This is a genomic window from Nocardia sp. NPDC003183, from assembly GCF_053590715.1.
Genome location: NZ_JBSFTG010000002.1, coordinates 178,920 through 202,911 on the forward strand (window position 1 = coordinate 178,920; position 23,992 = coordinate 202,911).

At 67.9% G+C, this 23,992-nt stretch carries 25 protein-coding genes; 12 read left to right on the top strand and 13 right to left on the bottom strand.

Annotated features, from left to right (window positions below; translation table 11 throughout):
* The first annotated feature begins 8 nt into the window (after positions 1-8).
* The 3 genes from ACWDXS_RS08680 (at position 9) to ACWDXS_RS08690 (ending at position 3,490) form a co-directional block, all read left to right on the top strand.
* Positions 9-1,565, top strand: coding sequence for an FAD-binding protein (locus ACWDXS_RS08680; RefSeq protein WP_378993392.1), 1,557 nt, complete (start codon positions 9-11; stop codon positions 1,563-1,565).
* A 425-nt stretch (positions 1,566-1,990) separates the two neighbouring features.
* Complete coding sequence (locus ACWDXS_RS08685) at positions 1,991-3,211, top strand: NAD(P)-dependent malic enzyme (RefSeq protein ID WP_378993394.1); 1,221 nt, start codon at positions 1,991-1,993, stop codon at positions 3,209-3,211.
* A gap of 69 nt (positions 3,212-3,280) precedes the next feature.
* Complete coding sequence (locus ACWDXS_RS08690) at positions 3,281-3,490, top strand: ribbon-helix-helix protein, CopG family (protein WP_449963727.1); 210 nt, start codon at positions 3,281-3,283, stop codon at positions 3,488-3,490.
* Here the strand turns inward: ACWDXS_RS08690 and ACWDXS_RS08695 are convergent.
* The 4 genes from ACWDXS_RS08695 to ACWDXS_RS08710 are packed head-to-tail and all read right to left on the bottom strand — an operon-like array spanning position 3,473 to position 6,939.
* A complete protein-coding gene (locus ACWDXS_RS08695; protein ID WP_449963730.1) occupies positions 3,473-4,177 on the bottom strand; it encodes an ABC transporter permease in 705 nt (234 codons plus the stop codon). The genes ACWDXS_RS08690 and ACWDXS_RS08695 overlap by 18 nt on opposite strands.
* Positions 4,174-4,833, bottom strand: coding sequence for an ABC transporter permease (locus ACWDXS_RS08700; RefSeq protein ID WP_378993400.1), 660 nt, complete (start codon positions 4,831-4,833; stop codon positions 4,174-4,176). Before ACWDXS_RS08700 ends, ACWDXS_RS08695 begins: the two co-directional genes overlap by 4 nt.
* Positions 4,830-5,978 (bottom strand): ABC transporter ATP-binding protein, encoded by a 1,149-nt coding sequence (locus ACWDXS_RS08705; protein ID WP_449963734.1) that lies wholly within the window; start codon positions 5,976-5,978, stop codon positions 4,830-4,832. The genes ACWDXS_RS08700 and ACWDXS_RS08705 overlap by 4 nt, the downstream gene beginning before the upstream one ends.
* A 28-nt stretch (positions 5,979-6,006) precedes the next feature.
* Positions 6,007-6,939, bottom strand: a complete 933-nt coding sequence (locus ACWDXS_RS08710) for an ABC transporter substrate-binding protein (RefSeq protein ID WP_378638448.1) — start codon at positions 6,937-6,939, stop codon at positions 6,007-6,009.
* Between the two features lie 199 nt (positions 6,940-7,138).
* Between ACWDXS_RS08710 and ACWDXS_RS08715 the strand changes: the two genes are divergently transcribed.
* On the top strand, positions 7,139-7,747 hold the full coding sequence (locus tag ACWDXS_RS08715) for a hypothetical protein (RefSeq protein ID WP_449963737.1): 609 nt from the start codon (positions 7,139-7,141) through the stop codon (positions 7,745-7,747).
* Between the two features lie 24 nt (positions 7,748-7,771).
* Here the strand turns inward: ACWDXS_RS08715 and ACWDXS_RS08720 are convergent, their stop codons facing one another.
* Entirely contained in the window at positions 7,772-8,455 is a 684-nt protein-coding gene (locus tag ACWDXS_RS08720; protein ID WP_449963740.1) for a DUF4328 domain-containing protein, read from the bottom strand.
* Between the two features lie 210 nt (positions 8,456-8,665).
* Between ACWDXS_RS08720 and ACWDXS_RS08725 the strand changes: the two genes are divergently transcribed.
* Together ACWDXS_RS08725 and ACWDXS_RS08730 are read left to right on the top strand one after the other, a co-directional pair.
* Positions 8,666-9,346, top strand: coding sequence for a PadR family transcriptional regulator (locus ACWDXS_RS08725; protein ID WP_449963743.1), 681 nt, complete (start codon positions 8,666-8,668; stop codon positions 9,344-9,346).
* Positions 9,347-9,374: 28 nt separating this feature from the next.
* Complete coding sequence (locus ACWDXS_RS08730; RefSeq protein WP_378993410.1) at positions 9,375-10,847, top strand: DHA2 family efflux MFS transporter permease subunit; 1,473 nt, start codon at positions 9,375-9,377, stop codon at positions 10,845-10,847.
* A gap of 51 nt (positions 10,848-10,898) precedes the next feature.
* Here the strand turns inward: ACWDXS_RS08730 and ACWDXS_RS08735 are convergent, their stop codons facing one another.
* Complete coding sequence (locus tag ACWDXS_RS08735; RefSeq protein ID WP_449963747.1) at positions 10,899-12,503, bottom strand: molybdopterin-dependent oxidoreductase; 1,605 nt, start codon at positions 12,501-12,503, stop codon at positions 10,899-10,901.
* 125 nt (positions 12,504-12,628) lie between these two features.
* Between ACWDXS_RS08735 and ACWDXS_RS08740 the strand changes: the two genes are divergently transcribed.
* Positions 12,629-13,051, top strand: coding sequence for a hypothetical protein (locus tag ACWDXS_RS08740; RefSeq protein WP_449963750.1), 423 nt, complete (start codon positions 12,629-12,631; stop codon positions 13,049-13,051).
* A gap of 83 nt (positions 13,052-13,134) precedes the next feature.
* The gene (locus tag ACWDXS_RS08745) at positions 13,135-13,845 is read left to right on the top strand and encodes a cutinase family protein (protein ID WP_449963753.1); all 711 of its coding nucleotides are present in this window, start codon (positions 13,135-13,137) and stop codon (positions 13,843-13,845) included.
* A gap of 52 nt (positions 13,846-13,897) precedes the next feature.
* Here the strand turns inward: ACWDXS_RS08745 and ACWDXS_RS08750 are convergent, their stop codons facing one another.
* From ACWDXS_RS08750 to ACWDXS_RS08765, 4 genes are all read right to left on the bottom strand, one after another.
* The gene (locus ACWDXS_RS08750) at positions 13,898-15,694 is read right to left on the bottom strand and encodes an AMP-dependent synthetase/ligase (protein WP_378993418.1); all 1,797 of its coding nucleotides are present in this window, start codon (positions 15,692-15,694) and stop codon (positions 13,898-13,900) included.
* A gap of 92 nt (positions 15,695-15,786) precedes the next feature.
* Positions 15,787-16,740, bottom strand: a complete 954-nt coding sequence (locus tag ACWDXS_RS08755; protein WP_378993420.1) for an alpha/beta hydrolase — start codon at positions 16,738-16,740, stop codon at positions 15,787-15,789.
* Positions 16,741-16,766: 26 nt separating this feature from the next.
* Positions 16,767-17,600: an SDR family NAD(P)-dependent oxidoreductase gene (locus tag ACWDXS_RS08760; RefSeq protein ID WP_378993422.1), complete on the bottom strand. Its 834-nt coding sequence runs from the start codon at positions 17,598-17,600 to the stop codon at positions 16,767-16,769.
* Complete coding sequence (locus tag ACWDXS_RS08765; RefSeq protein ID WP_387447507.1) at positions 17,597-19,135, bottom strand: flavin-containing monooxygenase; 1,539 nt, start codon at positions 19,133-19,135, stop codon at positions 17,597-17,599. The genes ACWDXS_RS08760 and ACWDXS_RS08765 overlap by 4 nt, the downstream gene beginning before the upstream one ends.
* A gap of 68 nt (positions 19,136-19,203) precedes the next feature.
* Between ACWDXS_RS08765 and ACWDXS_RS08770 the strand changes: the two genes are divergently transcribed.
* Positions 19,204-19,839 carry a TetR/AcrR family transcriptional regulator gene (locus ACWDXS_RS08770; RefSeq protein WP_378993426.1) on the top strand — a complete coding sequence of 212 codons (636 nt, stop codon included), beginning with the start codon at positions 19,204-19,206 and terminating at the stop codon, positions 19,837-19,839.
* Positions 19,840-20,067: 228 nt separating this feature from the next.
* On the top strand, positions 20,068-20,511 hold the full coding sequence (locus ACWDXS_RS08775; protein ID WP_378638330.1) for a hypothetical protein: 444 nt from the start codon (positions 20,068-20,070) through the stop codon (positions 20,509-20,511).
* A 63-nt stretch (positions 20,512-20,574) separates the two neighbouring features.
* Here the strand turns inward: ACWDXS_RS08775 and ACWDXS_RS08780 are convergent, their stop codons facing one another.
* On the bottom strand, positions 20,575-21,156 hold the full coding sequence (locus tag ACWDXS_RS08780) for a helix-turn-helix domain-containing protein (protein ID WP_379315163.1): 582 nt from the start codon (positions 21,154-21,156) through the stop codon (positions 20,575-20,577).
* An 82-nt stretch (positions 21,157-21,238) separates the two neighbouring features.
* Here ACWDXS_RS08780 and ACWDXS_RS08785 point away from each other — a divergent pair, with 82 nt between their 5' ends.
* Positions 21,239-22,309, top strand: a complete 1,071-nt coding sequence (locus tag ACWDXS_RS08785; RefSeq protein ID WP_449963761.1) for an NAD(P)/FAD-dependent oxidoreductase — start codon at positions 21,239-21,241, stop codon at positions 22,307-22,309.
* Between the two features lie 70 nt (positions 22,310-22,379).
* Here ACWDXS_RS08785 and ACWDXS_RS08790 read toward each other — a convergent pair whose 3' ends face one another.
* Both ACWDXS_RS08790 and ACWDXS_RS08795 read right to left on the bottom strand, forming a co-directional pair.
* The gene (locus ACWDXS_RS08790) at positions 22,380-22,598 is read right to left on the bottom strand and encodes a hypothetical protein (RefSeq protein WP_378993431.1); all 219 of its coding nucleotides are present in this window, start codon (positions 22,596-22,598) and stop codon (positions 22,380-22,382) included.
* Between the two features lie 100 nt (positions 22,599-22,698).
* A complete protein-coding gene (locus ACWDXS_RS08795; RefSeq protein ID WP_449963764.1) occupies positions 22,699-23,268 on the bottom strand; it encodes a TetR/AcrR family transcriptional regulator in 570 nt (189 codons plus the stop codon).
* Positions 23,269-23,347: 79 nt separating this feature from the next.
* Between ACWDXS_RS08795 and ACWDXS_RS08800 the strand changes: the two genes are divergently transcribed.
* Positions 23,348-23,959, top strand: coding sequence for a hypothetical protein (locus tag ACWDXS_RS08800; RefSeq protein WP_449963767.1), 612 nt, complete (start codon positions 23,348-23,350; stop codon positions 23,957-23,959).
* Positions 23,960-23,992: the final 33 nt, after the last annotated feature.

The following is a 23,992-nucleotide window of genomic DNA, read 5'->3' on the forward strand; positions in this document are numbered from 1 at the left end:
TTCTCTTTGTGACCAGCATCGAAACGGATGTCTTGATCCTCGGCGGTGGACCCGCCGGGCTCTGGGCTGCTGTCTCGGCCGCGGCGACGGGCGCGCGGGTGGTGCTGGTCGACAAGAGTCGCTGCGGTTCCAGCGGTCCCACCGTGTACGGCACGACCGTGCTCTGGGATATTCCGCCCGGTCCGGGCCGCGCGGAGGCGGTCGAGGAGATGTTCGTCTCCGGCGGCGGGCTCGGGGATCGGGCCTGGCTGCACCGCGTGGTCGACGAGACCCACCGGCGATTGCAGACCTGGTCGGGCACCCGCCATCGCGTGCCCGATCCGAGCGGCGACCCGGCCCACGCGCACTTCGACGGCGCGAGCTACCTGCGCCGGCTCCGGCGCGGCGCGCTGGAGGCGGGCGTGCGCATCCTCGATCATCATCCGGCGCTGCAATTGCTGGTCGACCCGGCGGGCACCGTGGTCGGTGCGGCGGGGGTCCAGCGCCACAACAAGTTTCGGCCGTGGGTCATCCGGGCAGGCGCGGTCGTGGTCGCCACCGGTGGTTGCGCGTTCCTGTCCGGCGGTGCGGGCACCGAGGTGAGTACCGGCGAGGGCCTGCTGATGGCGGCCGAGGCAGGCGCCGAACTGTGCGGGATGGAATTCTCCAGTGCCTACGGACTGGCGCCGGTGCTGTCGCGAGTCCATCCGCATCCGGCGGTCGCGCCCGGGCTGTCGGTGCATTTCGCTGCCCTCTACGACGAAGCGGGCGCCGAACTGCCCGACCGGTACCCGGCGGCGCTCACCGCCATCGCGGACGGCCGGCGGGTCTTCGCGGCGTTGAGCGAGGTGCCCGACACCGTCCGGCACTGGCTGAGCAGGCACGGCGCGGTCGACGCCGCGGGCCGGGTGCCCGTGCGGGCGGTACTGGCGGGAACGATCCGTGGCGCCGGCGGGCTGGCCCTCGCCGATACCGATTGCTCGACGACGATCCGCGGCCTGTTCGGTGCCGGCGATGTGACCGGCCGGCAGATCGTCACCGGAGCGGCCGGCGCCCGCGGCGGCCTCAACGGGGCCTGGGCGCTGGCCTCGGGCACCTGGGCGGGGCAGGGCGCCGCCGCGTTCGCGGTCGCCAACGAAAGGGCGAGCAGTGCGAGTCCGGTGCCGGGCGCGGGCCTCGGGCCGCACGCCCACATCGACCCGCGGTCGGTGATCGGCCTGGTGCAGGAGCACACGCTGCCGCTGCGCCGCAGCTACCGGCGCAGCGCGGGCAGCCTCGGCGACAGCATCGCCGAACTGGACGCGATGTGGCCCGGCGCCCAGTTCGACCTGGGTGGCCTCGGGGTGGGGCAGCTGCGGGCTCGCCAGGCGGCTGCGCTGCTCGCCGTCGCCCGGTGGGCGGGCTACAGCGCGCTCGTGCGCACCGAGAGCCGCGGTATCCACCGCCGCATCGACCATCCCGCCGCGCACTCGGACTGGCTGGTCCGGCTGCGCTGCGGCGGGCTCGACGACGTGTGGGTGCGCCGGGAGGAATGGCCGGAGCCACTCGGTGGCGAGCTCACCGCGGCCACCCCCGCCACGGTGTGAAAGTTCACCGGATGTTCCCGCTGCGCTGCGAGTTTTCGCTTACGCCACGGCAATTCGACACGGCTACGCTCGACACATGACGCGGTTTGGCAATCGACGCATCGTGCTGGCAGAATGTTGCGGATTCCCTTCCCTTGCCACCGCCGGGTTCGGGGAAACATCGGTGACCTTCCGCCGTGCGACGCACCGTCGCAGCGTTGGTCGACCCGTTTTGCTCGCCCGGACACACCCGTCCGGTTCCGCTCGGCGGATCAGTGCCGCGCCACGTGTACCGGTTGCCACCGTGAAACGCGTGCGGACGCGCACCCGATGAGCGTCGTAGCGCATCAGTGTCGTAGCGATCCGGCGTCCCAGAAAATCGTAGTTCCGATATACCCGGCGGTAACCGTCCCCCGGTTGAGCCCGACTCGAGCAGGAGTGAAATCGTGTCACCTGTGACTGACGCACCGAATGCCACCGCGGCGCCCAAGGCCGATGACGCAGCGAGCCTCGCTGCGATCACCCAGGAGGAGATCTTCGCGGGTCACCTCGGTGGAAAGCTGTCTGTCGAGCTCAGCGCCCCCCTCGAGACCCAGCGCGACCTGTCCATCGCCTACACCCCCGGTGTCGCCCAGGTCAGCCGGGCGATCGCCGAGGACGCCGCGCTCACCAAGACCTACACCTGGACCGACCGGCTCGTGGTCGTGGTCAGCGACGGCACCGCCGTGCTCGGCCTCGGCGACATCGGCCCGCGGGCCTCGCTGCCCGTGATGGAGGGCAAGGCGGCGCTGTTCAAGAAGTTCGCCGGCCTGAACTCGATCCCGCTGGTGCTCGACACCACCGATCCCGACGAGATCGTCCAGACGCTGATCCACCTGCGTCCGAGCTTCGGCGCGGTGAACCTGGAAGACATCTCCGCCCCGCGCTGCTTCGAGATCGAGCGCCGCGTGATCGAGGCGCTGGACTGCCCGGTCATGCACGACGACCAGCACGGCACCGCCATCGTGGTGCTGGCCGCCCTCAAGGGCGCGGCCGCGGTGCAGGGCCGTGACATGTCCGGGCTGAAGGTTGTCGTCTCCGGCGCCGGCGCGGCCGGTGTGGCGTGCGCGAACATCCTGATCGCCGCCGGCGTCCCCGATGTGGTCGTGCTCGACTCGAAGGGCATCGTCAGCGCCGGTCGCGACGGCCTCAACGGTGTGAAGGCCGACCTGGCCGCCCGCTCCAACCCGCGTGGCCTGACCGGTGGTCCGGCCGAGGCGCTCGCCGGCGCCGATGTGTTCCTCGGTTTGTCCGCGGGCACGATCCCCGAGGAGCTCATCGCCTCGATGGCGCCCGAGGCGATCGTGTTCGCCATGTCCAACCCGGACCCGGAGATCCACCCCGACGTGGCCGCCAAGTACGTGGCGATCGTGGCGACGGGCCGCAGCGACTTCCCGAACCAGATCAACAATGTGCTCGCCTTCCCCGGCGTGTTCAAGGGTGCGCTCGACGCCGGTGCCCGCCGGATCACCGAGGGCATGAAGGTCGCCGCCGCGAACGCCATCTTCGGCGTCGTCGCCGACGAGCTGGCTGTGGACAAGATCATCCCGAGCCCGCTCGATCCGCGCGTGGCTCCGGCAGTGGCCGAGGCCGTCGCCGAAGCAGCGCGCGCCGAGGGCGTCGCCTAGTTTCTCCCGGACAGCGCCCCCGTTCCCACGGAACGGGGGCGCTGTCGCGTCATCTGGGATCATCGAACGATGACCACCATCACCGTGCAGCTTCCCGATGACGTCGCCGAACAGCTCGCGGAGGCCGCGGCGGCCGCGGGCGTTTCGGTGAATGTGGCGCTGGTGCAGGCGGCGCAGGAGTGGATTCACGCCAACGCTCAGCGTGCCCGGGAACGTGCCAGGATGCAGCAGGTGCTGGCCGACGACCCGCACCTGCGGGCGCTACTCGGCGACGACTGAGATCCGGGGGTCGGTCCCCGCGCGGGTGAGCCTGCCGGTGCCCGGGGTGCTCACCCATACCGCCACCGCGAGCAGCCCGTCGAGCACCAGCGCCAGCACCGCGACCAGCAGCGCGCCGACCAAGACGAGGTCGTATCGGTAGAGCCCGATGCCGTCGAAGATGTAGCGGCCGAGCCCGCCCAGGTTGACATAGGCCGCGATGGTCGCCGTGGCGACGACTTGCAGCGTGGCGCTGCGCAACCCGCCGAGCAGTACCGGCATCGCGTTGGGCACCTCGACCCGGAACAGGATCTGGCGTTCGGTCATCCCCATCGCCCGCGAGGCGTCGACCACATCGGCGGGCACATTCGCGATTCCCGCGTAGGCCCCCGCCAGCAGCGGTGGGATGCCGACGGTGATCAGCGCCAGCAGCGGCGGGATCAGCCCGAGCCCGAGTCCGAGCACCAGGAAGGTGAGCAGACCCAGTGTCGGCAGCGCCCGCATGGCATTGGCGAAGCCGACCATCACGGCACTGCCGCGACGCGTGTGCCCGATCATCGACCCGAGCGGCACCGCGATCACCGCCGACAGCGCCACCGCGAGGAAGCTGTACCACAGGTGTTGCAGCAGGCGATGTTCGATGCCGGTGGGTCCGCCCCAGTTCGCGCTGTCGCTCAGATAGTTCCAGGCTTCGACGAAGAGGTTCACGAGCGGGCCCCGCTCACGCGCGCGTCTGCCCTGGTCCACGGGGTTGCGAGGGTGCCGAGCAGGAACACCAGCCGATCGAAGATCAGCGCGAGCACCAGGGTCACGATGATGCCCGCGACGATCTGGTCGGGGTAATCGCGCTGGTAGCCCTGGGTGAACAGCTTCCCGAGCCCGCCGACTCCGATCAGCGCGCCGACCGACACCATGGCGATATTGGTGACCACCACGACGCGCAGAGAAGCGGTGAAAACCGGTAGCGCCAACGGCATGTCGACGGTGACGGTGCGCCGCATCCGGCCGAACCCGATCGCGTCGGCGGCATCGATCACGCTGTCGGGTACCGTATCCAGTGCCATCGGCACCGCGATCAGCAGCAGCGCGGTCGAATACACGGTGAGCGCGATGATCACATTGAGCGGGTCGATCATCGAGATGCCGACCAGTGGCGGAATGATCACGAACAGCGCGAGCGACGGGATGGTGTAGGCCAGGCTCGACGTCGTGGTGGTGATCCGCCGGGCCCAGCGGTTTCCGTGCACCAGTGCGCCGACCGGGACCGCGATCACCAGGCCGAGCAGTAAGGGGACAAGTGCCAGCACCAGGTGGGTGCGGGTGATCGCCATGATGTCGGCGAAGTTGTCGATCAGGTATCTCACGAGGTGCCCTGGGTGAAGAACTCCTGATTGCGTCGGGAGTCTTCGGCTACTCGCTGTTCGGCGAGTTGGGTCAGCACATCGGTGGCGAGCAGCCCGCCGCGCACGGCGCCCGCCTCGTCGACGGCGACGCCGATTCCCGAGGGCGAGGAGATCGCCGCGTCCAGGGCTTGCCGGAGGTCGCCGGTCGGGGTGAACAGCGAGCCGCCCGCGGAAACACTGGAGTCCAGCGGTTTTCCGGCCCGCACCCGCTCGACGCCGGTGACGTCGATCCAGCCGCCCGGCTTGCCGAGCTCGTCGACGACGAGTGCCCATTCGCCCTGGGTGAGCCGTAATCCGGCGATGCCGTCCGGCTCGATCATCCGAATCGGCGCCAGCGCAACAGCTTCGGCGCTACGGAACGACAGTCCGCGATACCCGCGGTCCCTGCCGACGAACCCGGCGACGAAATCCGTGGCGGGCTGGGCCAGGACATGTTCCGGCGTGTCGTACTGCTGGAGAACCCCGCCGAGCCCGAACACCGCGATCTTGTCGCCGAGCGTGATCGCCTCGTCGATGTCGTGGGTGACGAACACGATCGTCTTGTGCAATTCGGACTGCAGCCGCCGCATCTCCGATTGCAGTTCCGCGCGCACCACCGGGTCGACCGCGCTGAACGGCTCGTCCATCAACAGCACCGGCGGGTCGGCGGCCAGCGCTCGCGCCACCCCGACCCGCTGCTGCTGGCCGCCGGACAGTTGCGCCGGATACCGCTGCGCCAGATCACGATCCAGCCCGACCCGGTCCATCACCTCCAGTGCGGCCGCGCGGGCGGCCTTGCGTGACTGTCCGAGCAGCATCGGCACGGTCGCCACGTTGTCGATCACCCGGCGGTTGGGCAGCAGCCCGCCGCTCTGGATCACATAGCCGACACCGAGGCGCAGTTTCACCGGATCGATCGTCGCGATGTCGCGTCCGTCGACGGTGACGGTGCCCGCGCTGGGGTCGACCATTCGATTGATCATGCGCATCGAGGTGGTCTTGCCGCAGCCGGACGGACCGACGAACACGGTGAACGATCCCGAGTCGATGTGCAGGTTCAGATCGCGGACCGCGTGTGTGCCGTTCGGATAGGTCTTGTCGATACCGCGGAATTCGATGTCGGACAATGCGATTCTCCTCGAGGCGCGGGTTCGCCTAGCCGATGGGGGAGTTCAGCCCCTGGGCGGTGATCCAGGCGAGCGCGGCGGCCTTCGGTTCGATCTTGCTGTCGCCGGAGACGGCCGTGTTCAGCGAGATCAGTTCGGTGGTGGTGAGCTTGGCCGAGACCGCGTCGAGCACGGCGACGGCCTTGTCGGACTTCTTCGCGGCGTTGAACAGCGGGACCACGTTCTGCGCGGCGAAATTGTGCTTCGGATCGGCCAGCACGACCAGGTCGTTCTGCGCGATCGCCGGCGACGTGGTGAAGATGTCGGCCGCGGTGACCTGGCCGTCCACCAGTGCGCGCACGGTCGCGGGGCCGCCGCCGTCGGCGATCGGCACGAAATTGGCGTCGGTGATATCGAGGCCGTAGTTCTTCTTCAAGCCCGGCAGTCCGCCCGGGCGCTGGGCGAATTCGGCCATCCCGCCGAACTTCACCTCGGCCGAGTGCGGCGCGAGGTCGGCGATGGACTTCAAGTTCCACTTGTCGGCCGTGGCGCGGGTGACGACCACCGCGTCCGAGTCCTCGCCGGGGGCGGGGGTCGCGATGGCGAGGTCGTCGCCGAGTGCTGTGGTGAGCGCGGCGTTCACCTCGGGCGCGGCGGTGGCCGTGGCGTCTTTGTCGAGGTATTGCAGCAGGTTGCCGGTGTACTCGGGGATGAGCGAGATCGCGCACTGGCGCAGTGCGGGGATGTAGGCCTCGCGCGAGCCGATGTCGAACTTGGTGTCGACCTTGAAGCCGTTGATCCGCAGCACCTCGGTGTAGATGTTGGCGACGGTCTCGGACTCGGGGAAGTTGGCCGACCCGATGATCAGCGCGTCGCTGGTGCAATCACCCTTGGCGGCAAGGGGATCGTTGTTGCCGCAGGCGGAGGCGATCATGGCGGCGGCCAGCGCCACCGCGGCAACCAGTACCCGGCCCGCCCGCATCACGAGGCGGCGTGCCGGTCGACGTTGTCCTGGCGATGAGGAGGCGAAGTCGGTTTTCACTGGTGTCCTTCCGGCAAAGGCGGGCAGTGCGCTGTGCGTGCGACCCGGGGGCCACAGGTACATTCTGGTAGTTCATACTGCCCGCCGTCGGGCCGAATTGCGCGGGTTGACGGCAAATACGGAAAGTTGGTGTCGCCGCATGTACTCGGTCGCCGTGCGTCGAACCGCCGCCGCGATCCTGGCCGCGGCCTGCGCTTTCACCACCATTTCCTGCGCCTCCGACGACGCCGCCCCGGTGGTCGTCGTGGGTGGGAATTCGACGACGGAATCGGTTCTGCTCGCCGAGATCTATTCCCAAGCACTGGACCGTGCGGGCGCCGACTCGACCGTCTCGACCGGATCGGCCACCCCCCTCGCCGATCTCGACGCGGGCCGCATCGCGGTCCTCCCCGCCCGCAACGGCGCCCTCGTGGACCGCTGGAACCCCGCCTCGCCCGCCCGCACGCCCGACGAGGTGGTCGCCGCGGTCAACTCGGCTCTGCCCCAGGGCATTTCGGTCTCCGACGCCGCGGACGGCACAGACCTGCGCCTGCGCGCGCCGGGCGCAGCGCCCGAGGGCGCCGCCCGCTCCCAGAGCATCGTCGCCCTCTACCGCAGCGGCATCTTCGACCGCCAACAGCTGAAGAAGCTCAACTACGTTGCGGGCGAGCTGACCACCGAGGGTCTGACCGAGTCGATCAACCAGATCGAATCCGGCACCAGCCCCGCCGACGCGGCCAGATCCTGGCTGGACGCCCACGGCCTGTAGCGCACGGTCGCACAGAACGGGCGGTCAGGAAGCAGCGTCGGACCACGCGGCTTGGGCCCGGCCGATTCGCACGATGGCCACGATCAGGCACCCCGCGGCGGCTGTGAACAACAGCGCCGAAGCCGACCGGCTCGCGCTGAAGATCAACAGGCCGTCGACTTCGTGGTCGCGCATGGTCTGGATGGTGTCGTGGTCATCGGGCATACGCAGCGAGACGATGCCTGCCCAAAAGGTGATCCAGGCGAGAACCCAGGTGATCCACCAACTCGCGATCAATCCCCTGCTGCGGCGTCGCGGTGCAAAAACCTTGTCGAGATCGTCGACGAACACGGCGGGGAACCACAGCGAAACGACCGGAACCACCCAACCCCAGAACGCCCACGGCGGCGAGAGGCGGTGCGTGGCGTCGGTGAACGTGTCGGCGTTGGCACGCGCCCGTGACAACCACACGGTCACGATGATCCAGGCGACCAGCATCGCCAGAAACGACATCAGCCACAGGCCGACCTCGATCGGGAACAGGGTGTCGCGCGCCCACTTGTAGTCGGAGCTACTGATCTCGCCCTCATAGCGTGCCGCGACTGTTCGGTAGCCGATCCACCGCAGAACCACGGCAGCCCACTGGATGACGACCGCGATCACCGCGATCACCGCAAAGGCCGAACCCACCCCCCGTACGGCGCGGAAATTCCCAGGATGATGCTGCATTGTCTTGCTCCCCTCCATGATTCGCCTCGCACGGTACTCGCCGTGGTATCGCCGCGCACGGACTCGCGGCCGCGAACCCGGATGGCGGCCGGCAGCGGTGTTCGGTGTGACGTCGTCGGGGGGTCGCGCCCTTGCCAAGCTTTGTTCCGCTCCGTATATTCCTACTGGAATATTTGGTGGTGGAACATAGAGCTGAGTGGAGGTGGCGGGGTGGGGCAGCCCGGGCGGAATGTGATGACGCCGTTGGCGATCGCGGTGCTCGCGTTGCTCGACGAGCGCCCCATGCATCCGTACGAGATGTATCAACTGCTGATCGCTCGGCGGGAGGACCTGCTGGTCAAGGTGCGGCCCGGGTCGCTGTATCACGTGGTGGCCCGGCTGGCCGACGACGAGATGGTGGCGGCGGAGGGGATCGGCCGGGCCGGGAACAGGCCCGAGCGAACCACCTATCGGATCACCGATTCCGGGCGGACCGCCCTGCGGGGACGGATCGCCGAGCTGCTGCGGACACCCGTGCAGGAATATCCGATCTTCCGGGTGGCGTTGGCCGAAGCACACACCCTTCCGCAAGAACAGGTCATCGCATTGCTCGACGAGCGCGTGGAGTACCTGACTCAGTCGCGGGCCGACACGGACGTGCTGCTCGACTGGGCGCGCAGCCGAGCCATCCCGCGCCGGTATTTCTTTGTCCTGGAATACATTCGCGCCACCATCCACGCCGAACTCACGTGGATCGAACGCTTCGCCGCCGAACTCGGCAGCGGTGCCGTGCCGTGGGAGCAGTACGACCCCGACACCGGCGAACGGATCACCGACGATCACGTCCACGAATGGCCGACCGGGGATCACCCCGACGCCGCGCCCCGGCCCCGCTGGGCCGCCCGAAGCTGAATCCTTCTCCTCGATTGGAACGAATTCGATGACCACCCAACGTAATCCGTGGCTAGCGCTCTTCGCGCTGGTGGTCGGGTTCTTCATGATCCTGCTGGACATGACGATCGTCGCGGTCGCCAATCCGGCCATCATGACCGACCTCAGCACCGACATTTCCAACGTCATCTGGGTCACCAGCGCCTACCTGCTCACCTACGCGGTGCCGCTGCTGGTCACCGGCAGGCTCGGTGACAAGTTCGGGCCGAAGAACATCTACCTGATCGGCCTCGCGATCTTCACCGCCGCCTCGCTCTGGTGCGGCCTGTCCGGCAGCATCGGCATGCTGATCGCCGCCCGCGCCGCCCAGGGTATCGGCGCCGCGCTGATGACCCCGCAGACGATGGCCGTGATCACCCGCACCTTCGCCCCGGACAAGCGCGGCGCCGCGATGGGCCTGTGGGGTGGCGTCGCCGGGCTGGCGACGCTGATCGGACCCATCCTCGGCGGCGTGCTGGTCGACAACCTCGGCTGGGAATGGATCTTCTTCGTCAACGTGCCGGTCGGCATCATCGCGTTCGGCCTGGCTGTGTGGCTGGTGCCCGCGCTGCCGACCAGCGACCACAAGTTCGACATCGTCGGTGTGATTCTCAGCGGCGTCGGCATGCTCGCCCTGGTTTTCGGTATCCAGGAGGGCAATGCGCAGGACTGGTCGTTGCGGATCTGGCTGCTGATCGGCTTCGGCGTGGTGATGCTGGTGGTGTTCGTGATCAACCAGGCCCGCAACAAGGGCGAACCGCTGGTTCCGCTGAGCCTGTTCCGGGACCGCAATTTCGCGCTGTCGAACCTGGCGATCGCCGCGATGGGCGCCGCGATCACCTCGATGATGGTGCCCTCGTACTTCTACCTGCAGGCGGTGCGCGAGATGACGCCGACCATGTCGGCGCTGGTCTTCGCGCCGATGGCGATCCTCACCGGTTTCACCGCGCCGTTCATCGGCAAGGTGTCGGACAAGCTGCCGCCGCGGCTGCTGCCGACGATCGGATTCGTGCTGTTCGCCGGTTCGGTGGCGTCCTTCGGCGCGCTCATGAGCCCGGACTCGTCGATCATCTGGTTCCTCGTCGCCGCCGCCGTCGCGGGCCTGGCCAACGCCTGCATCTGGGCACCGCTCGCCTCGACCGCCACCCACAATCTGCCGGTCGCCCAGGCCGGTGCGGGCGCCGGTGTGTACAACACCACCCGTCAGGTCGGCTCGGTTCTCGGTAGTGCCGCGATCAGCGCCCTGATCGCCGCCCGTCTGACCGCCAACGGCCTCGGCGGTGGCGGCCCGGTCGGCGAGGGCGCGGCCACCGGCCCACTCCCGCCGCAGATCATCGACGAATTCAGCACCGCGCTGGCCCAGTCGATGATCCTGCCCGCCGCCATCCTGGTGATCGGCATCGTCGCCTCGGCCTTGTTCGTCGGCCACGGCAAGTCCGCCGGAAACGCTCCCACGCGGGAGAAGGCCGACGCTTCGGCCTGATCGCGAGTGCCGAGTCGCCTGCCCGTCACGTGTGAACGTGGCGGGCAGGTTTCAGTTCACCTGGATGGTGAGGGTGGGGTAGCCGGTGGCGCCGTCGGGGACGACGTCTTGTTCGACGGCGGTCTGTGGCTGACCTGTGGCGTCGGTGGTGCGGGCGCGCAGGGTGTGCTGGCCGGGGGTGGCTTCCCAGTCGTAGGTCCACTGACGCCAGGTGTCGACGGTGACCTCGGTGGACAGGCGGGCGGGGCGCCAGTCGCCGTTGTCGACCTGCACCTCGACGCCGGTGGCGCCGCGATGCTGGGCCCAGGCCACACCGGCGATCACGGTGCGGCCCTGCGGGATTCGCCCGCGCCCGCGTGGGGTGTCGATGCGGGTGCCGGTTTTGATCGGGCCCTGCGCCGACCAGCCGCGCCGGGTCCAGTAGGCGGTGGCCCTGTCGAAGCGGGTGACCTCGAGTTCGGTGACCCATTTGGTGGCGGAGACGTACCCGTAGAGGCCGGGGACGACCAGGCGAGCGGGGTAGCCGTGCCGGACCGGGAGGGGTTCGCCGTTCATGCCGATGGCGAGGAGGGCGTCGCGGCCGTCCGTGAGGACCGAGAGGGGTGAACCCGCGGTCCAGCCGTCTTCGCTGTGCGACAGCACCATGTCGGCGTCGGGGTGCGGTCGTGCCTCGGCGAGGAGTTCGTCGAGGCGATAGCCGAGCCAGCGGGCGTTGCCGATCAGGTCGCCGTTGATCGGGTTGGAGACACATGCCAGGGTGACCAGGCGCTCCACCGGAGTGCGGCGAAGCAGGTCGTCCCAGGTGAGAGTGATTTCCTGGTCGACCATCCCGTGGATGCGCAGGGACCAGGAGTCTGTGGACACCTGGGGAACGATCAGCGCGGTGTCGATCCGGTAGAAGTCGCTGTTCGGGGTGATGTACGAGGTGAGTCCGGGTACCCGGAGATCGGCATCCGGCGGGAGATCCGGCAACGGTGCTGTCGCCCTGGGCAATTCGACGGTCTCGCGCTCGGCCGTCACATCATGGCGCGCGCCGCCGAGCAGCCGGCCCGCCAGGCCGGCTCCGAGGGCGAGCACCCCGGTCGCCGCGATGCCACCGAGCACGCGCCGCCGCCCGGCTCCTGCGATCGACGCGCCGGTGCGGACCGGGCTGTCCTCGCCGCCTACCTCCGGCGCCGTGGTGGCCTCACCGAGTTGTGGCGCAGCGGGTTCCGTCGCCGGTCGCCGCGAATCGGATGCGTCATCGATCCGCCGGGTCAGTCCTCGCAACGCGAGAATTCCAGCGGCGGTACCGATCAGCGCGGGCAGCGCACCGGCGAACCCGCCGACTCTCCCGGCGCCGACGACAGCGGCGACCACGCCGAAAATCGCGAACAGTACCGATCCGATCGGGCGAGCCGCTCGCTCGAAATATCCCGCGATCCCCGCGACCACCACCGCGACAATGCCCATGCACACGAACAGCACGGCCTTGTCGCTGGTTCCGAACGTCGAGATCGCCCATTCCCTGACCCCGTCGGGGGTGTGGTCGACCACCGTCGCGCCGAGTGCGTAGGCGGGTGCGCTCCCGGACCCGGTGAACACCGCGACCAACTCCGCCACACCGAGTACCAGTGCAGCGGCCACGATCCCGGCTATCGCCCGCAAGAACGCCATGCACAGAGCGTACGTCGCGCCCGGATCGCCCCGGTGACCGATTTGTGACGGCCGAACACCTCCCGCGGATCGGCCATCAAAACTACACTGCGTAGTAGAAACGATCCCGCTCGGCAGGAGACATGATGACCGAGACAGCACCGGACTCGATACTGCGCGCCACGACGGCGGTCTTCGCCGTCGCCCTCCTGGTCCACGGCGCCGACCACTTACGCCGGGGCATGGGCGCCACCTCATCGCTGGTGAACGCCCTCGGCACCCTGCAAATCCTCTTCGCCCTGTTCACGGTGTTCCTCGTGTTCCGCAGGCACCCGGCGGCCCCCCGCGCCGCGGTGTTCATCGGCTTCGCGAGCGCGATCGGTTTCACGATCGTGCACCTGCTTCCGGACTGGTTCGGTCCGCTCAGCGACAGCTTCATCAACGCGCCTGCCGCCTCCGGCGTCACCGGATTCTCCTGGTTCGCCGCACTGTTCGAGATCGCGGCCGATCTGGCGATCGGCATCGCGGGTCTGCGGGTGCTGCGGTCCAGGGCGTTGAGTGTGGCCTGAACGTCGGGGCCGTCGCTCACCCGGCGGCCGATCCGGCCGAGTCGAGGCGATGGTGAACGGTCGCGGTCGGTAGTCTGCGCGGCATGACAGCACGTTCCTTCTCGCGATTCGTGTCTGCAGTCTTCTTGGCAGCCGCGATTCCCCTGGTATCGCCCACCCATCCCGCTACCGCCGAGCCCTGTTCCGATGTCGAGGTGGTGTTCGCTCGCGGGACCGCCGAGCAGGGTGGTGAACTCGGTCTGACCGGTATTTCCTTCGTCGAAGCGCTGCGCGCGAACGCGGGCGGACGCTCGGTCGGCTCGTACGGCGTCGACTACCCGGCCAGCAGCGACTTCACCGACCGGCTGGCCTTCGCGCGCACCGTCGTGCAGGGGATCAGTGATGCTCAGCGACGGGTCGAATACCTCGCGGCGAACTGCCCGGGCGCCCGCATCGTCCTCGGCGGATATTCCCAAGGCGCGGCGCTGGCCGGTTTCGCGACCGGTGTCGGTGTGCCCGAGGGTGTGCTGCCGGAGTACGAGATGTATCTGCCGCAGCCGATGGCGCCCGAGGTGGCAGAGCACGTCGCGGCGGTCGCACTGTTCGGCAAACCGTCGGATCGGTTCATGGCCGACGCGGACGCACCGGCGGTCTCGGTCGGCGCGCTCTACAAGGACAAGACCATCGAGCTGTGTGTCCCCTCGGACAACATCTGCGACGGTTCCCCACTCGCCCAGCCCAACGTCTCGCACACCCTGTACAGCATCAACGGAATGACCATCACCGCGGCACAATTCGCGGCGCAACGGTTCTGAACAGCCGAAAGGCCGGTTGCGCGAACGCAACCGGCCTTTCGGCTGTGTGGGATCAGGAGTAGATCTTGTCTACTTCGCCCGCGTACTGCTTCATGACGACGGCGCGCTTGAGCGACATCTTCGGGGTGAGCTCGCCACCCTCCTGGGTCCAGTCGACCGGGAGGATGCGGATCTTCTTGATCGCCTCGGCCTTGGAGACCTTCTTGTTGGTCTCGTCGATCGCGGCCTGCACCTCGGCGACCAGCGCCGGGTTCTCGATCAGGGTCTCGATCGCGGTGTCGGCGGCAACGCCGTTGCGATCCTTCCAGCCCGGCAGGGCTTCCGGGTCGAGGGTGATCAGCGCGCCGATGAAGGGCTGGCCGTCACCGACGACCATGACCTGGCTGATCAGCGGGTGCGCGCGCAGGGAGTCCTCGAGGATCGCGGGGGAGACGTTCTTGCCGCCCGCGGTGACCAGGATTTCCTTCTTGCGGCCGGTGATGGTGACGAAGCCGTCGGCGTCGATGGCGCCCAGGTCGCCGGTCTTGAACCAGCCGTCCTCGAACGCCTCCTCGGTGGCCTCGGCGTTGCCCCAGTAACCGTCGAACACGACCGAGCCCTTGAGCAGCAGCTCGCCGTCCTCGGCGATCTTGGCCGCGTGGCCCTGGATCGGGCGACCCACCGAGCCGACCCGGATGAACGCGGGCGTGTTCACGGTGAACGCGGCGGTGGTCTCGGTCAGGCCGTAGCCCTCGTAGATCGTCACGCCTGCACCGCGGAAGAAGTGGCCCAGACGCGCGCCCAGCGGGCCGCCACCGGAGACAGCGGCCAGGCACTGGCCACCGAGGGCCGCGCGCAGCTTGCTGTAGACCAGCTTGTCGAACACGAAGTGCTTGACCTTGAGCAGCAGGTCGGGGCCGCCCTTGGTCTCGAGCGCCGTGCTGTAGGCGATGGCGGTCTCCGCGGCGGCGTCGAAGATCTTGCCCTTGCCGCCGTCGTGCGCCTTCTGCTTGGCGGAGTTGAACACCTTCTCGAACACGCGCGGCACCGAGAGGATGAAGTCGGGCTTGAAGTCGCCGAACTGCTCGACCAGAGTGGTCCAGTCCGAGCTGTGGCGGATGGTCACCTTGGAATCGAAGGCGATCAGCGCGACAGCGCGGGCGAACACGTGCGCCAGCGGCAGGAACAGCAGGGTCTTCTGGCCCTCGGAGACGAACGCGCTGAGCTCGATGCCACCCGAACGCGATTCCGCCCACAGGTTCGCGTGGGTCAGCTGAACGCCCTTGGGGCGGCCGGTGGTGCCCGAGGTGTAGATCAGGGTCGCGGGCGAGGCCGCGCCGACCTGCTTGCGACGCTCGTGCACGGCGGCGTCGTCGAGCCCGGCACCACGCTCGACGAGGGTATCGATCGCGCCCTTGTCGATCTGCAGGGTCTCGGCCAGCGCGGGCAGCGAACCGGCTTCGATCTCGTCGATCGTGGCGCGGTGCTTGTCGTTCTCGACGACCAGCAGCTTGGTCTCGGAATCCTGCAGGATCCACTTGGCCTGCTCGGCGGCCGAGCTGTCGTAGATCGCGACGGTCACGCCGCCGGCGGCCCAGATCGCGAAGTCCAGCAGCGTCCACTCGTAGCGGGTGGCTGCCATGATCGCGACGCGGTCGCCCAGCTCGATGCCGGCGGCGATCAGGCCCTTGGCCACGCCGAGGACGGCCTTCTCGAACTGTGCTGCCGTGACGTCATTCCAGCCGCCGCTGCCGTTCGGGACGTTGAACAAGACCGTGTTCGGCGTCTCCTGCGCGAAGCGGAAGACGTTGTCGGCATTGTTCGCATCGTCCGGGATGGTGTAGGAAGCCGGAACTTCGAACTCTCGCATCTGTGCCCTTCCAGTGGGTTCTACTCGCCAGTAATCTACGACACGTTCGGGCGGGTCGCGATATCGCCGCCCGAATTGCCCGTCACCAGGCTTTATCGTAAATCGTCTATCGATACCGGCTGAATTGCTTCTCGCAGGAATTCCGCGAGTTCGCTGAGAGCCAGCGCTGCCTCGGTGACCAGCGCGGCTTGCAGTTGCGCGACATGCCAGAGGCCGCGGGTTTCGGTGAAGCGGACGTGCACGCCCGCTCCACGCAGGGCTGAGACGAGCTTGCGACACTGGTCGTGCAGGAGTTCGCTCACATCGACCTGCACGTAGGTGGGCGGCAGGCCGATCAGGTTGCCCGACAGCGGGGCGTAACCCGCTTCGGTCGCGGCGGAGTCGCCGAGGTAGTGGGCGGCACAGGCTCGTGACCACGTTCGGTTGATCACCAGGTCGCGATCCCTGCTCGGCACCTCGGTGGGGTCCACCCAGGGCGCGATGAGGCCGAGCGCGGCGGGGGTCATCTGATGCTTCTCGATCAGCCGCTGGGCCAGTGCCATCGCCAGGCCGCCGCCCGCCGAGTCGCCCGCCAGACAGATCTGCTCGGGCCGGTAGCCGACGTTGCCGACCAGGTCGAGGAACGCGGCCTCGGCGTCGTCGAGCCCGGCCGGGAACGGGTGTTCCGGCGCCAGCCGGTAGTCCAGCGAATACACCGCGCAGGAGGTCTCACGCGCGAGACCGGCCACCAGCGAACGGTGTGTGGCGATCGAGCCGACCACGTAGCCGCCGCCGTGCAGGTACAAGATCGCGCCCGCGGCACGTTCGGGCGGGACCGCCCGGGTACGCGAACCCGGAATGGCGGTTTCGGCGATCACGCGTTCGGCGGGGCGCCCACCCAGCTGCAGGTGCTGCACGACGGAACCGTCGGGCACCAACTGCAGCCGGGAGACCGCGTCGAGCAGAACGCGCTGTACCGCGACAGGTAGCCGTGCGTTGAGTGTCACCCGGAACACCGGGTCGAGCAACGCACGGGCGATCGGCAGCGGAATCTTGAACTCGCGCATGGAGTTTCCTCGGGTCCAGAGGAGCGTCAGTGTGGCATGAAGCGGCCGTTGACCACGGCCGAGATCCGGCTGTAGCCGGAGGCGAGGAAGCGCACGCTCACGTCGAGCACCTTGGCCTCCCAGCCGATCAGCACGCGGGCCTGCCCCTTGCGCACGCCCTCGGTGATGGTCTGCGCGGCCATCTCCGGGGTGTGAATCGCCAGGTACTTGTCGAACAGGGTGGCGGCGTTGGCGCCGTCCATGCCCTCGGCGTAGGTGGCGTTGCGGGCGACCGCGGTCTTGATGCCACCGGGGTGCACGCAGGTGACCTTGACCGGCGCCTTGGCGACCTTCATCTCCTGGAACAGCGCCTCGGTGAAGCCGCGCACCGCGAACTTGGCCGAGTTGTAGGCCGCCTGGCCGGGCACGGCGACCAGGCCGAAGAGGCTGGACACGTTGATCACGTGGCCGTCGCCGGACTCGATCAGCATCGGCAGGAACGCCTTGGTGCCGTTGACGACGCCCCAGAAGTCCACATCCATGATGCGTTCGATGTCTTTGAACTCGGTCTTGATCACGTCGCCGTGGTAGGCGATGCCCGCGTTGTTGTAGATCTGGTGCACGACGCCGAAGTGCGCCTTCACCTGATCGGCGTAGAGCAGGAACGCCTCGCGCTCGGCCACGTTGAGCCGGTCTGACTTCACCTGCGCGCCCAGCTTCTCGCAGGACGCGACGGTCTGGGCCAGGCCCTCGGCGTCGATGTCGGACAGCGCGAGTTTGGCGCCACGCGCGGCCAGATTCTCGGCCAGTGCGCGACCGATGCCGGAGCCGGCTCCGGTGATCACGCATACCTTGTTCGTGAAGTAAGCATCTTTGCTCACTGTGCTGCCACCACTTCCCTGTCGGCGTCTGCGGTTGTCGTAGTGTAGGCGGCGGCATCGAAATGCCGTGTGAGCCTACGGAATTCGAACGTGAAGTCCGGCCACAACGTGGTGTTGTTGCCGTGCTTGTCCAGGTACCAGCTGGCGCACCCGCCAGTGTTCCAGACAGTCTTACCCAACTTTTCCTGCAGGTCGGCGTTGTAGGCCTGCTGCACGTCTTCGCGAACCTCGACCGTACGTAGACCCTGGGAGTCGATCGTCGCCAGCGCGTCGCTGACGTAGTTGATCTGCGATTCGATCATGAACACCATCGAGGTGTGGCCGAGGCCGACATTCGGGCCGACCAGGAAGAACATGTTGGGGAAGTTCGCGATGGCCGAGCCCTTGTAGGCCTGCTGGCCGATGTCGTCGAACACCTCGGCCAGCGTGCGCCCGTCGCGTCCGACCATCGCGTTGTAGGTCGGGGAGTCGGTGACGTGGAAACCGGTGGCCACGATGAGCGCATCGATCTCGCGCTCGGTGCCGTCCTTGGTGACGATCGAGCCCGCCCTCACCTCGGCGATGCCGTCGGTGATCACGTCGACATTGTCGCGATCCAGCGCCGGGTAGTACTCGTTGGAGATCAGCATGCGCTTGCAGCCGATCCGGTAGTTCGGGGTGACCTTCTTGCGCAGTTCGGGATCGCGGATCTCGATCTGTAGCTTGGCGCGCGAGAGGGCCTCGAAGGCCTTCATCAGCACGGGGAAGCGGGTCAGGCCGACGACCTGGGTCTCGCGGGCCGCGTAGATCGCCGCGCGCGAGAGGCGCTGGACGGCGGGGATGTGCTTGAACGCCAGCCGCTCGGGCAGCAGATACGGGCGGTCCATGCGCGGCAGCAGCCAGGGGGCGGTGCGCTGGTAGACATCGAGGGTGGCGACCTCGCTCGCGATGGCGGGCACGATCTGGATCGAGGAGGCGCCGGTGCCGATCACCGCGACGCGCTTGCCGGTGAGGTCGGCGTCGTGGTTCCAGCGGGCGGAGTGGAAGATCTCGCCCTCGAAGTCGTTGATGCCCTTGATGTCGGGTAGCGAGGGCTCACACAGCGCGCCGACCGCGGAGACCACGGTGTCGGCGGTGAACTCGCCCTGGCTGGAGCTGATCTCCCACTGCGCGGCCGCTTCGTTCCAGCGGATGCTCTGCACATCGCAGTCGAAGACATGGCGGTCGAGCACGTTGTAACGCTCGGCGACGCTCTTGATGTACGCCTGGATCTCACCCTGCTTGGAGAACGAGCGGGTCCAGTTCGGGTTCGGGGCGAACGAGTACGAGTACAGGTGCGAAGGCACGTCGCAGGCGGCACCCGGGTAGGTGTTGTCGCGCCAGGTGCCGCCGACTTCGCTGCCGCGCTCGAGCACGAGGAAATCGTCGCGACCCTCTTGGCGCAGGCGGATGGCCAGGCCGAGGCCGGCGAACCCGCTGCCGACGATGATCGTCTTCACGTGGCGGGTTTCAGCGACCCGGGGCTCGACAACGTTGTCTGTAACCTTACGACTCATGTATTGCAGAATACGGTCTTATTGAGCCGGAGTCAACAGCTATTGAGCCGGGTTCAGTAGTGGCTAGGATGGCGGGTGTGACTACCAGGAGTGCGGGAGAGACGAAGCGTGTGCGGCTCAGCCCCGAAGAGCGCCGGCTGCAGCTGATCACCCTCGGCGCCGAAATGCTGGTCGACCGGTCGCTCGAGGACGTCTCGGTCGACGACATCGCCAAGCAGGCGGGCATCTCTCGGGGCTTGCTGTTCCACTACTTCGCCTCGAAGCAGGAATTCCACGAGGCGATCGCCCGGCACGTGAGTACCGAGTTCTTCGTCGCGATCATGCCCAACCGCGAGTTGTCACTGTTCGACATGTTGCGCGACTCGATCGAACGATTCGTCGACTACGCCACCGAGCATTCCGCGTCGTATCGCTCGGTGCTGCGTGGGCCCGCCAGTGTCACTCCCGACATGGCCGACTACGTCAACGAAACCCGCGGCGCCATCGCCGATCTCATCGTGAGCGAACTGCCGCTGCCGCCCGAGGATCCCGATCTGGCCCGGCTCACCTTGGCCATTCGCGGCTGGATCGCCTTCGTCGAGGAGACCATCCTCACCTGGATGATCGACAAGCCGATCAGCCGCGAGTCGCTGGTCGATCTGCTGGTGGAGTCGCTGCCCGCGCTGGCGCTGAGTCCGGCGTTGATCGCCGCGCTCCAGGGCTGAATCCCTCCGGATCGCTGTTAACGCGCCGACGGGAGTGTCGCGAACAACTGAGGGGCTTGCACTGCCCTCCGCCGCTGCGTGCCCACAGTTCCGGTGGCCCTGAATCTGTTGTGGCACAACATATTCGGATGCTGAATCGAGACCATTGCGGTGGCTAACGGTGCGGCTGTTCGGCACGACGAAGTGGGTATGACTCTCACGAACAGCACAATTCGCAAATTCTCGGCCGTGGTTGTTTCCGCCGGCGCCGTCCTCGTCGGGCTCGGTGCGCCCGCCGGCGCGCTGCCGTCGGATCCGATCGCGGTGTTCACGCCGACGCTGAGCCGGACTCCCGGCGCCAACTGCGCGGCGATCATCAACGCCCAGACCGTGCCGCAGCCGCAATCGGGCACCTTCGGTGTGCGGGTGGCGATCACCCAGACCGGAGACTTCTGCCAGCGCTACCAGGTGGCCGTACGCTTCCGCAATCTCGATACCGGCTACAGCGACGGCCAGTCGCACCCCGTGGAGAACGGTCAGATCCTGCACGCGCCGGGCAATGTGATCGTCGGGTTCGGGACCGCGCCCGGCAAGGGCCGGGTGGAGGCCTGGATCGTGACCACCGACGAATCCCTGCCCCAGCATCAGGAATTGGAGCACATCGCGGGACGCGCGAGCTTCACGCTCGGCTGATTCTCGCTGTCTTCCGTCGGGGCGAGTGCACAGGTGAGTGCGCTCGCCCCCGACGGGCTTGCCCTAGTCGGATTTGGGGCGGGCGCGCAGGTGCGCGCGCTCGCCCTGCTTGCCGAACAGGCTGATGAATTCGACGGATTGTTCGTCGGCCGCGCCGAACCAGTGCGGGATATGGGTGTCGAACTCCGCGGCTTCGCCGGGGGTGAGGATCAGATCGTTGTCGCCGAGAATCAGCCGCAGGCGACCGTTGAGCACGTACAGCCACTCGTAGCCCTCGTGCACCTGCGGAGTCTGGGGTCGATCGCGGGCGCCGGGGGCGATGATCATCTTGAACGCCTGGATGCCGCCCGCGCGCTTGGTGAGCGGGAGCATGGTCATGCCGTGGCGGGTGACCGGGCGCAGGTGGATGCGCGGGTCGCCGGTGGGCGGGGCGTCGACGAGCTCGTCGAGGGTGACGCCGTATGCCTTGGCCAGGGGGAGCAGCAGCTCCAGGGTGGGTTTGCGGTCGCCGGATTCCAGACGTGACAGGGTGCTCACCGAGATGCCGGTCTCCTGGGCCAGGTCGGCGAGGGTGGTCTGGCGCTGTTTGCGCAGGTTACGCAGCCGAGGTCCGACCGAGTCGAGGGTTTGATCGAGGTCCTCCATGCTCCCCACTTTGCCATATCGGCAAAGAAGGTTGCCAGTATTCGGCGTTGGAATGCACTGTGGACGCTCGAAGGAGGTCGAGATGACACAGCTGGATGATTCGTACGACGTGGTGGTGCTCGGCGGTGGAGCCGCCGGGCTGAACGCGGCGCTGATGCTGGCGCGTTCACGGCGCTCGGTGGCCGTGATCGACGCGGGGGCGCCGCGCAACGCGCCTGCCCAGGGGGTGCACGGACTGCTCGGGCGGGAGGGGATGTCGCCGCTGGAGCTGCTCGAGCTCGGGCGAGCCGAGGTGCGCGGGTACGGCGGCGATGTGGTGGCGGGACGGGTGGTGAACGTCGCGCGTGTGAATCGCGCACCCGAGCCCGGAATCGTTGCGGACGAGCGTGATTCAGGGCAGGCCGGTCCGGGTGACGGCGCTGCGGCGGGGGCGGGTCGGCAGTCGGATGTCGAAGAATTCTTCGTGACCCTCGACGACGGCCGGACCGTGCGGGCCCGGCGCGTTCTCGTCGCCACCGGACTCGCCGACGAGCTCCCCGACGTTCCCGGGCTGCGTGAACACTGGGGACACGACGTCCTGCACTGCCCCTACTGTCACGGTTGGGAAGTGCGCGATCAGCGCATCGCCGTCTTGGCGAGCGGCCCGATGTCGGTGCACCAGGCGCTGCTGTTCAGTCAGCTCAGCGACGACATCGTCTTCCTGTCGCACACGGCCGATCCATTGAGTGACGAAGACGTGGAAAAGCTGGTGGCACGCGGTATTCGGATCGTCGACGGCAAGGTGGTCGAGGTGCTCGGCGCCGACCGGCTGACGGGCGTCCAGCTCGCCGACGGCACCGTCATCGCACGGGATGCGCTGGTCGTGGCACCCCGGATGAACACCCGCGCCACCTTCCTCACCGAACTCGGCCTGGTTCCCGAACCGCACCCCTCCGGCATGGGCGACCACATCCCCGCCGATCCCGTCGGCCGTACCTCGGTGCCCGGTGTCTGGATCGCGGGTAATGCCACCGACCCGTCCGCCCAGGTCGGCGCTGCCGCGGCTGCCGGGGCCATGGCCGGTGCGCAGATCAACGCGGAACTCGTGATGGCCGAAACCGCTGCCGCGGTGGCGGCACACCGAGCCGATAGCGTCGAATCTGCGTCCGTGTAGGCCCGATCGATCCTCGGTACGACAGCGAAGGACCCCGTCTGAGGTGATGACGGGGTCCTTCGCTGTCGGCTCAGTTATCGGTGGCCGGGCACACGGTGCTGCTGAACGGGCACGGCTTGAACAGCTCCTCGATGAGCATCACCAACGTGGCGCTCCCGCTGGTCGCGTCGGCACTGCCGGTCCCCGCCTCGGCGACCGATACCGTCGGCGCGGCCGCCGCGGTAGCGGGCACCACCGCACCGAGTGCCACCATCGCCATGCCCGCCATCACGAATTTCCCGATCGACACGCTAACTCCCAATTTCGACAAGTGTTGTCACAGTTGACGACATGGATGCTGCCTTCTGAACCGACCGACCGGTAGCCCTGAAAACCAGGGTTGCGCTGCTTCAGTCGAGTGCCCCGCGCGGGCAAGTGCCCTGCGCGTCATCGATGGCCGCGCTCAGCAGGGCGCGCGCCTTGTCCGGCGAGAGTTGGCCGATGGTGACGTGGAGGGCCAGGCCGTCGAGCAACGCGAGGAGGGAATCGGCGGCGGCTGTCGGGTCGGGGTGATGGGTGATCATGGTGGCGACATGGTCGCGAAAGCCACGTCCGTTCGTTGCCAGGGTTTCGGCGATCCGGGGACGGACCGAGGCGAAGGCCAGATAGCCGATAAGGACGCGGGCGTCGGCGGCCGATTCGGGGTCGGTGGGGAGCAGGGCGGTGAGGAGCTGGTGCAGGTCGGGGTCGGGGCCCGCCGCAGAGATCCGGGTGGCGATCCGGTCGGCGATCGTGGAGGTGGCGAACTCCATCATCGCTTCCTTGCTGGGGAAGTAGTGCTGCACCTGGCCGGTGGACACGCCCGCCTCGGTGGCGACATGGCGCAGGCTGATCGACTCCAGGCCGTCGCGGGCGAGCAAGCGCATCACCGCGTCGCTGATCGTCGCGCGTCGAGAACTGTGATCCACCCGCTTCGGCATCGGTCCATCTTTTCACAATGCACTTGTATTGCCACGCTCGGCATCTTTACAATGCGAATGTATTGAAAAGGAGGGTCCCATGCGTCCGATCACCCAGCTCGCACGGTCTTTCGTTCGACTCGAAGTCGACATCTGGGTGAGCCTCGCGCGCGCCGTCACCCGCAGGCCGGACCTCGGGGGCGGCACGCCGATGCGGTACGCAGGCGCGGTATCGGCCACCATCTGGGCCTTCATCGTGGTCAGTGCCGTGGAGATCCCCGCGGTTCACCTGCTCATTCCATGGCCCGCGGCGCGGATCGTCGCCTTGGGACTTGGCGCCTGGGGACTGGTGTGGATGGTCGGGATGCTGGCCGCGCACCACATGCACCCCCATGTACTCACCGATGATCTGCTACGAGTCCGGTACCTGCGCCGCGTCGGCCTCGACATCCCTCTGTCCGGCATCCGAGCGGTCCGCCACGACCTGCGCGCCTACGACGGCGCGAAATCGCTGCAACGCACCGGACCGGGTGACGAGGCGCTCGCCGTGATCATTGGCAGCTCGACGAACATCCGCGTCATCCTGACCGAGCCTCGGACCTTCCACACCCCGCAGGACGACTTCACCGTGAGCACCGTCGCCTTCTGGGCCGACGATCCGAAGGCCGCGGTCGCGTCGATCCGCGCCGCGATAGTGGACCGGGCCGTCTGACGGTTCACGCCCAGTCGAGTGAGGCGCGTGGTC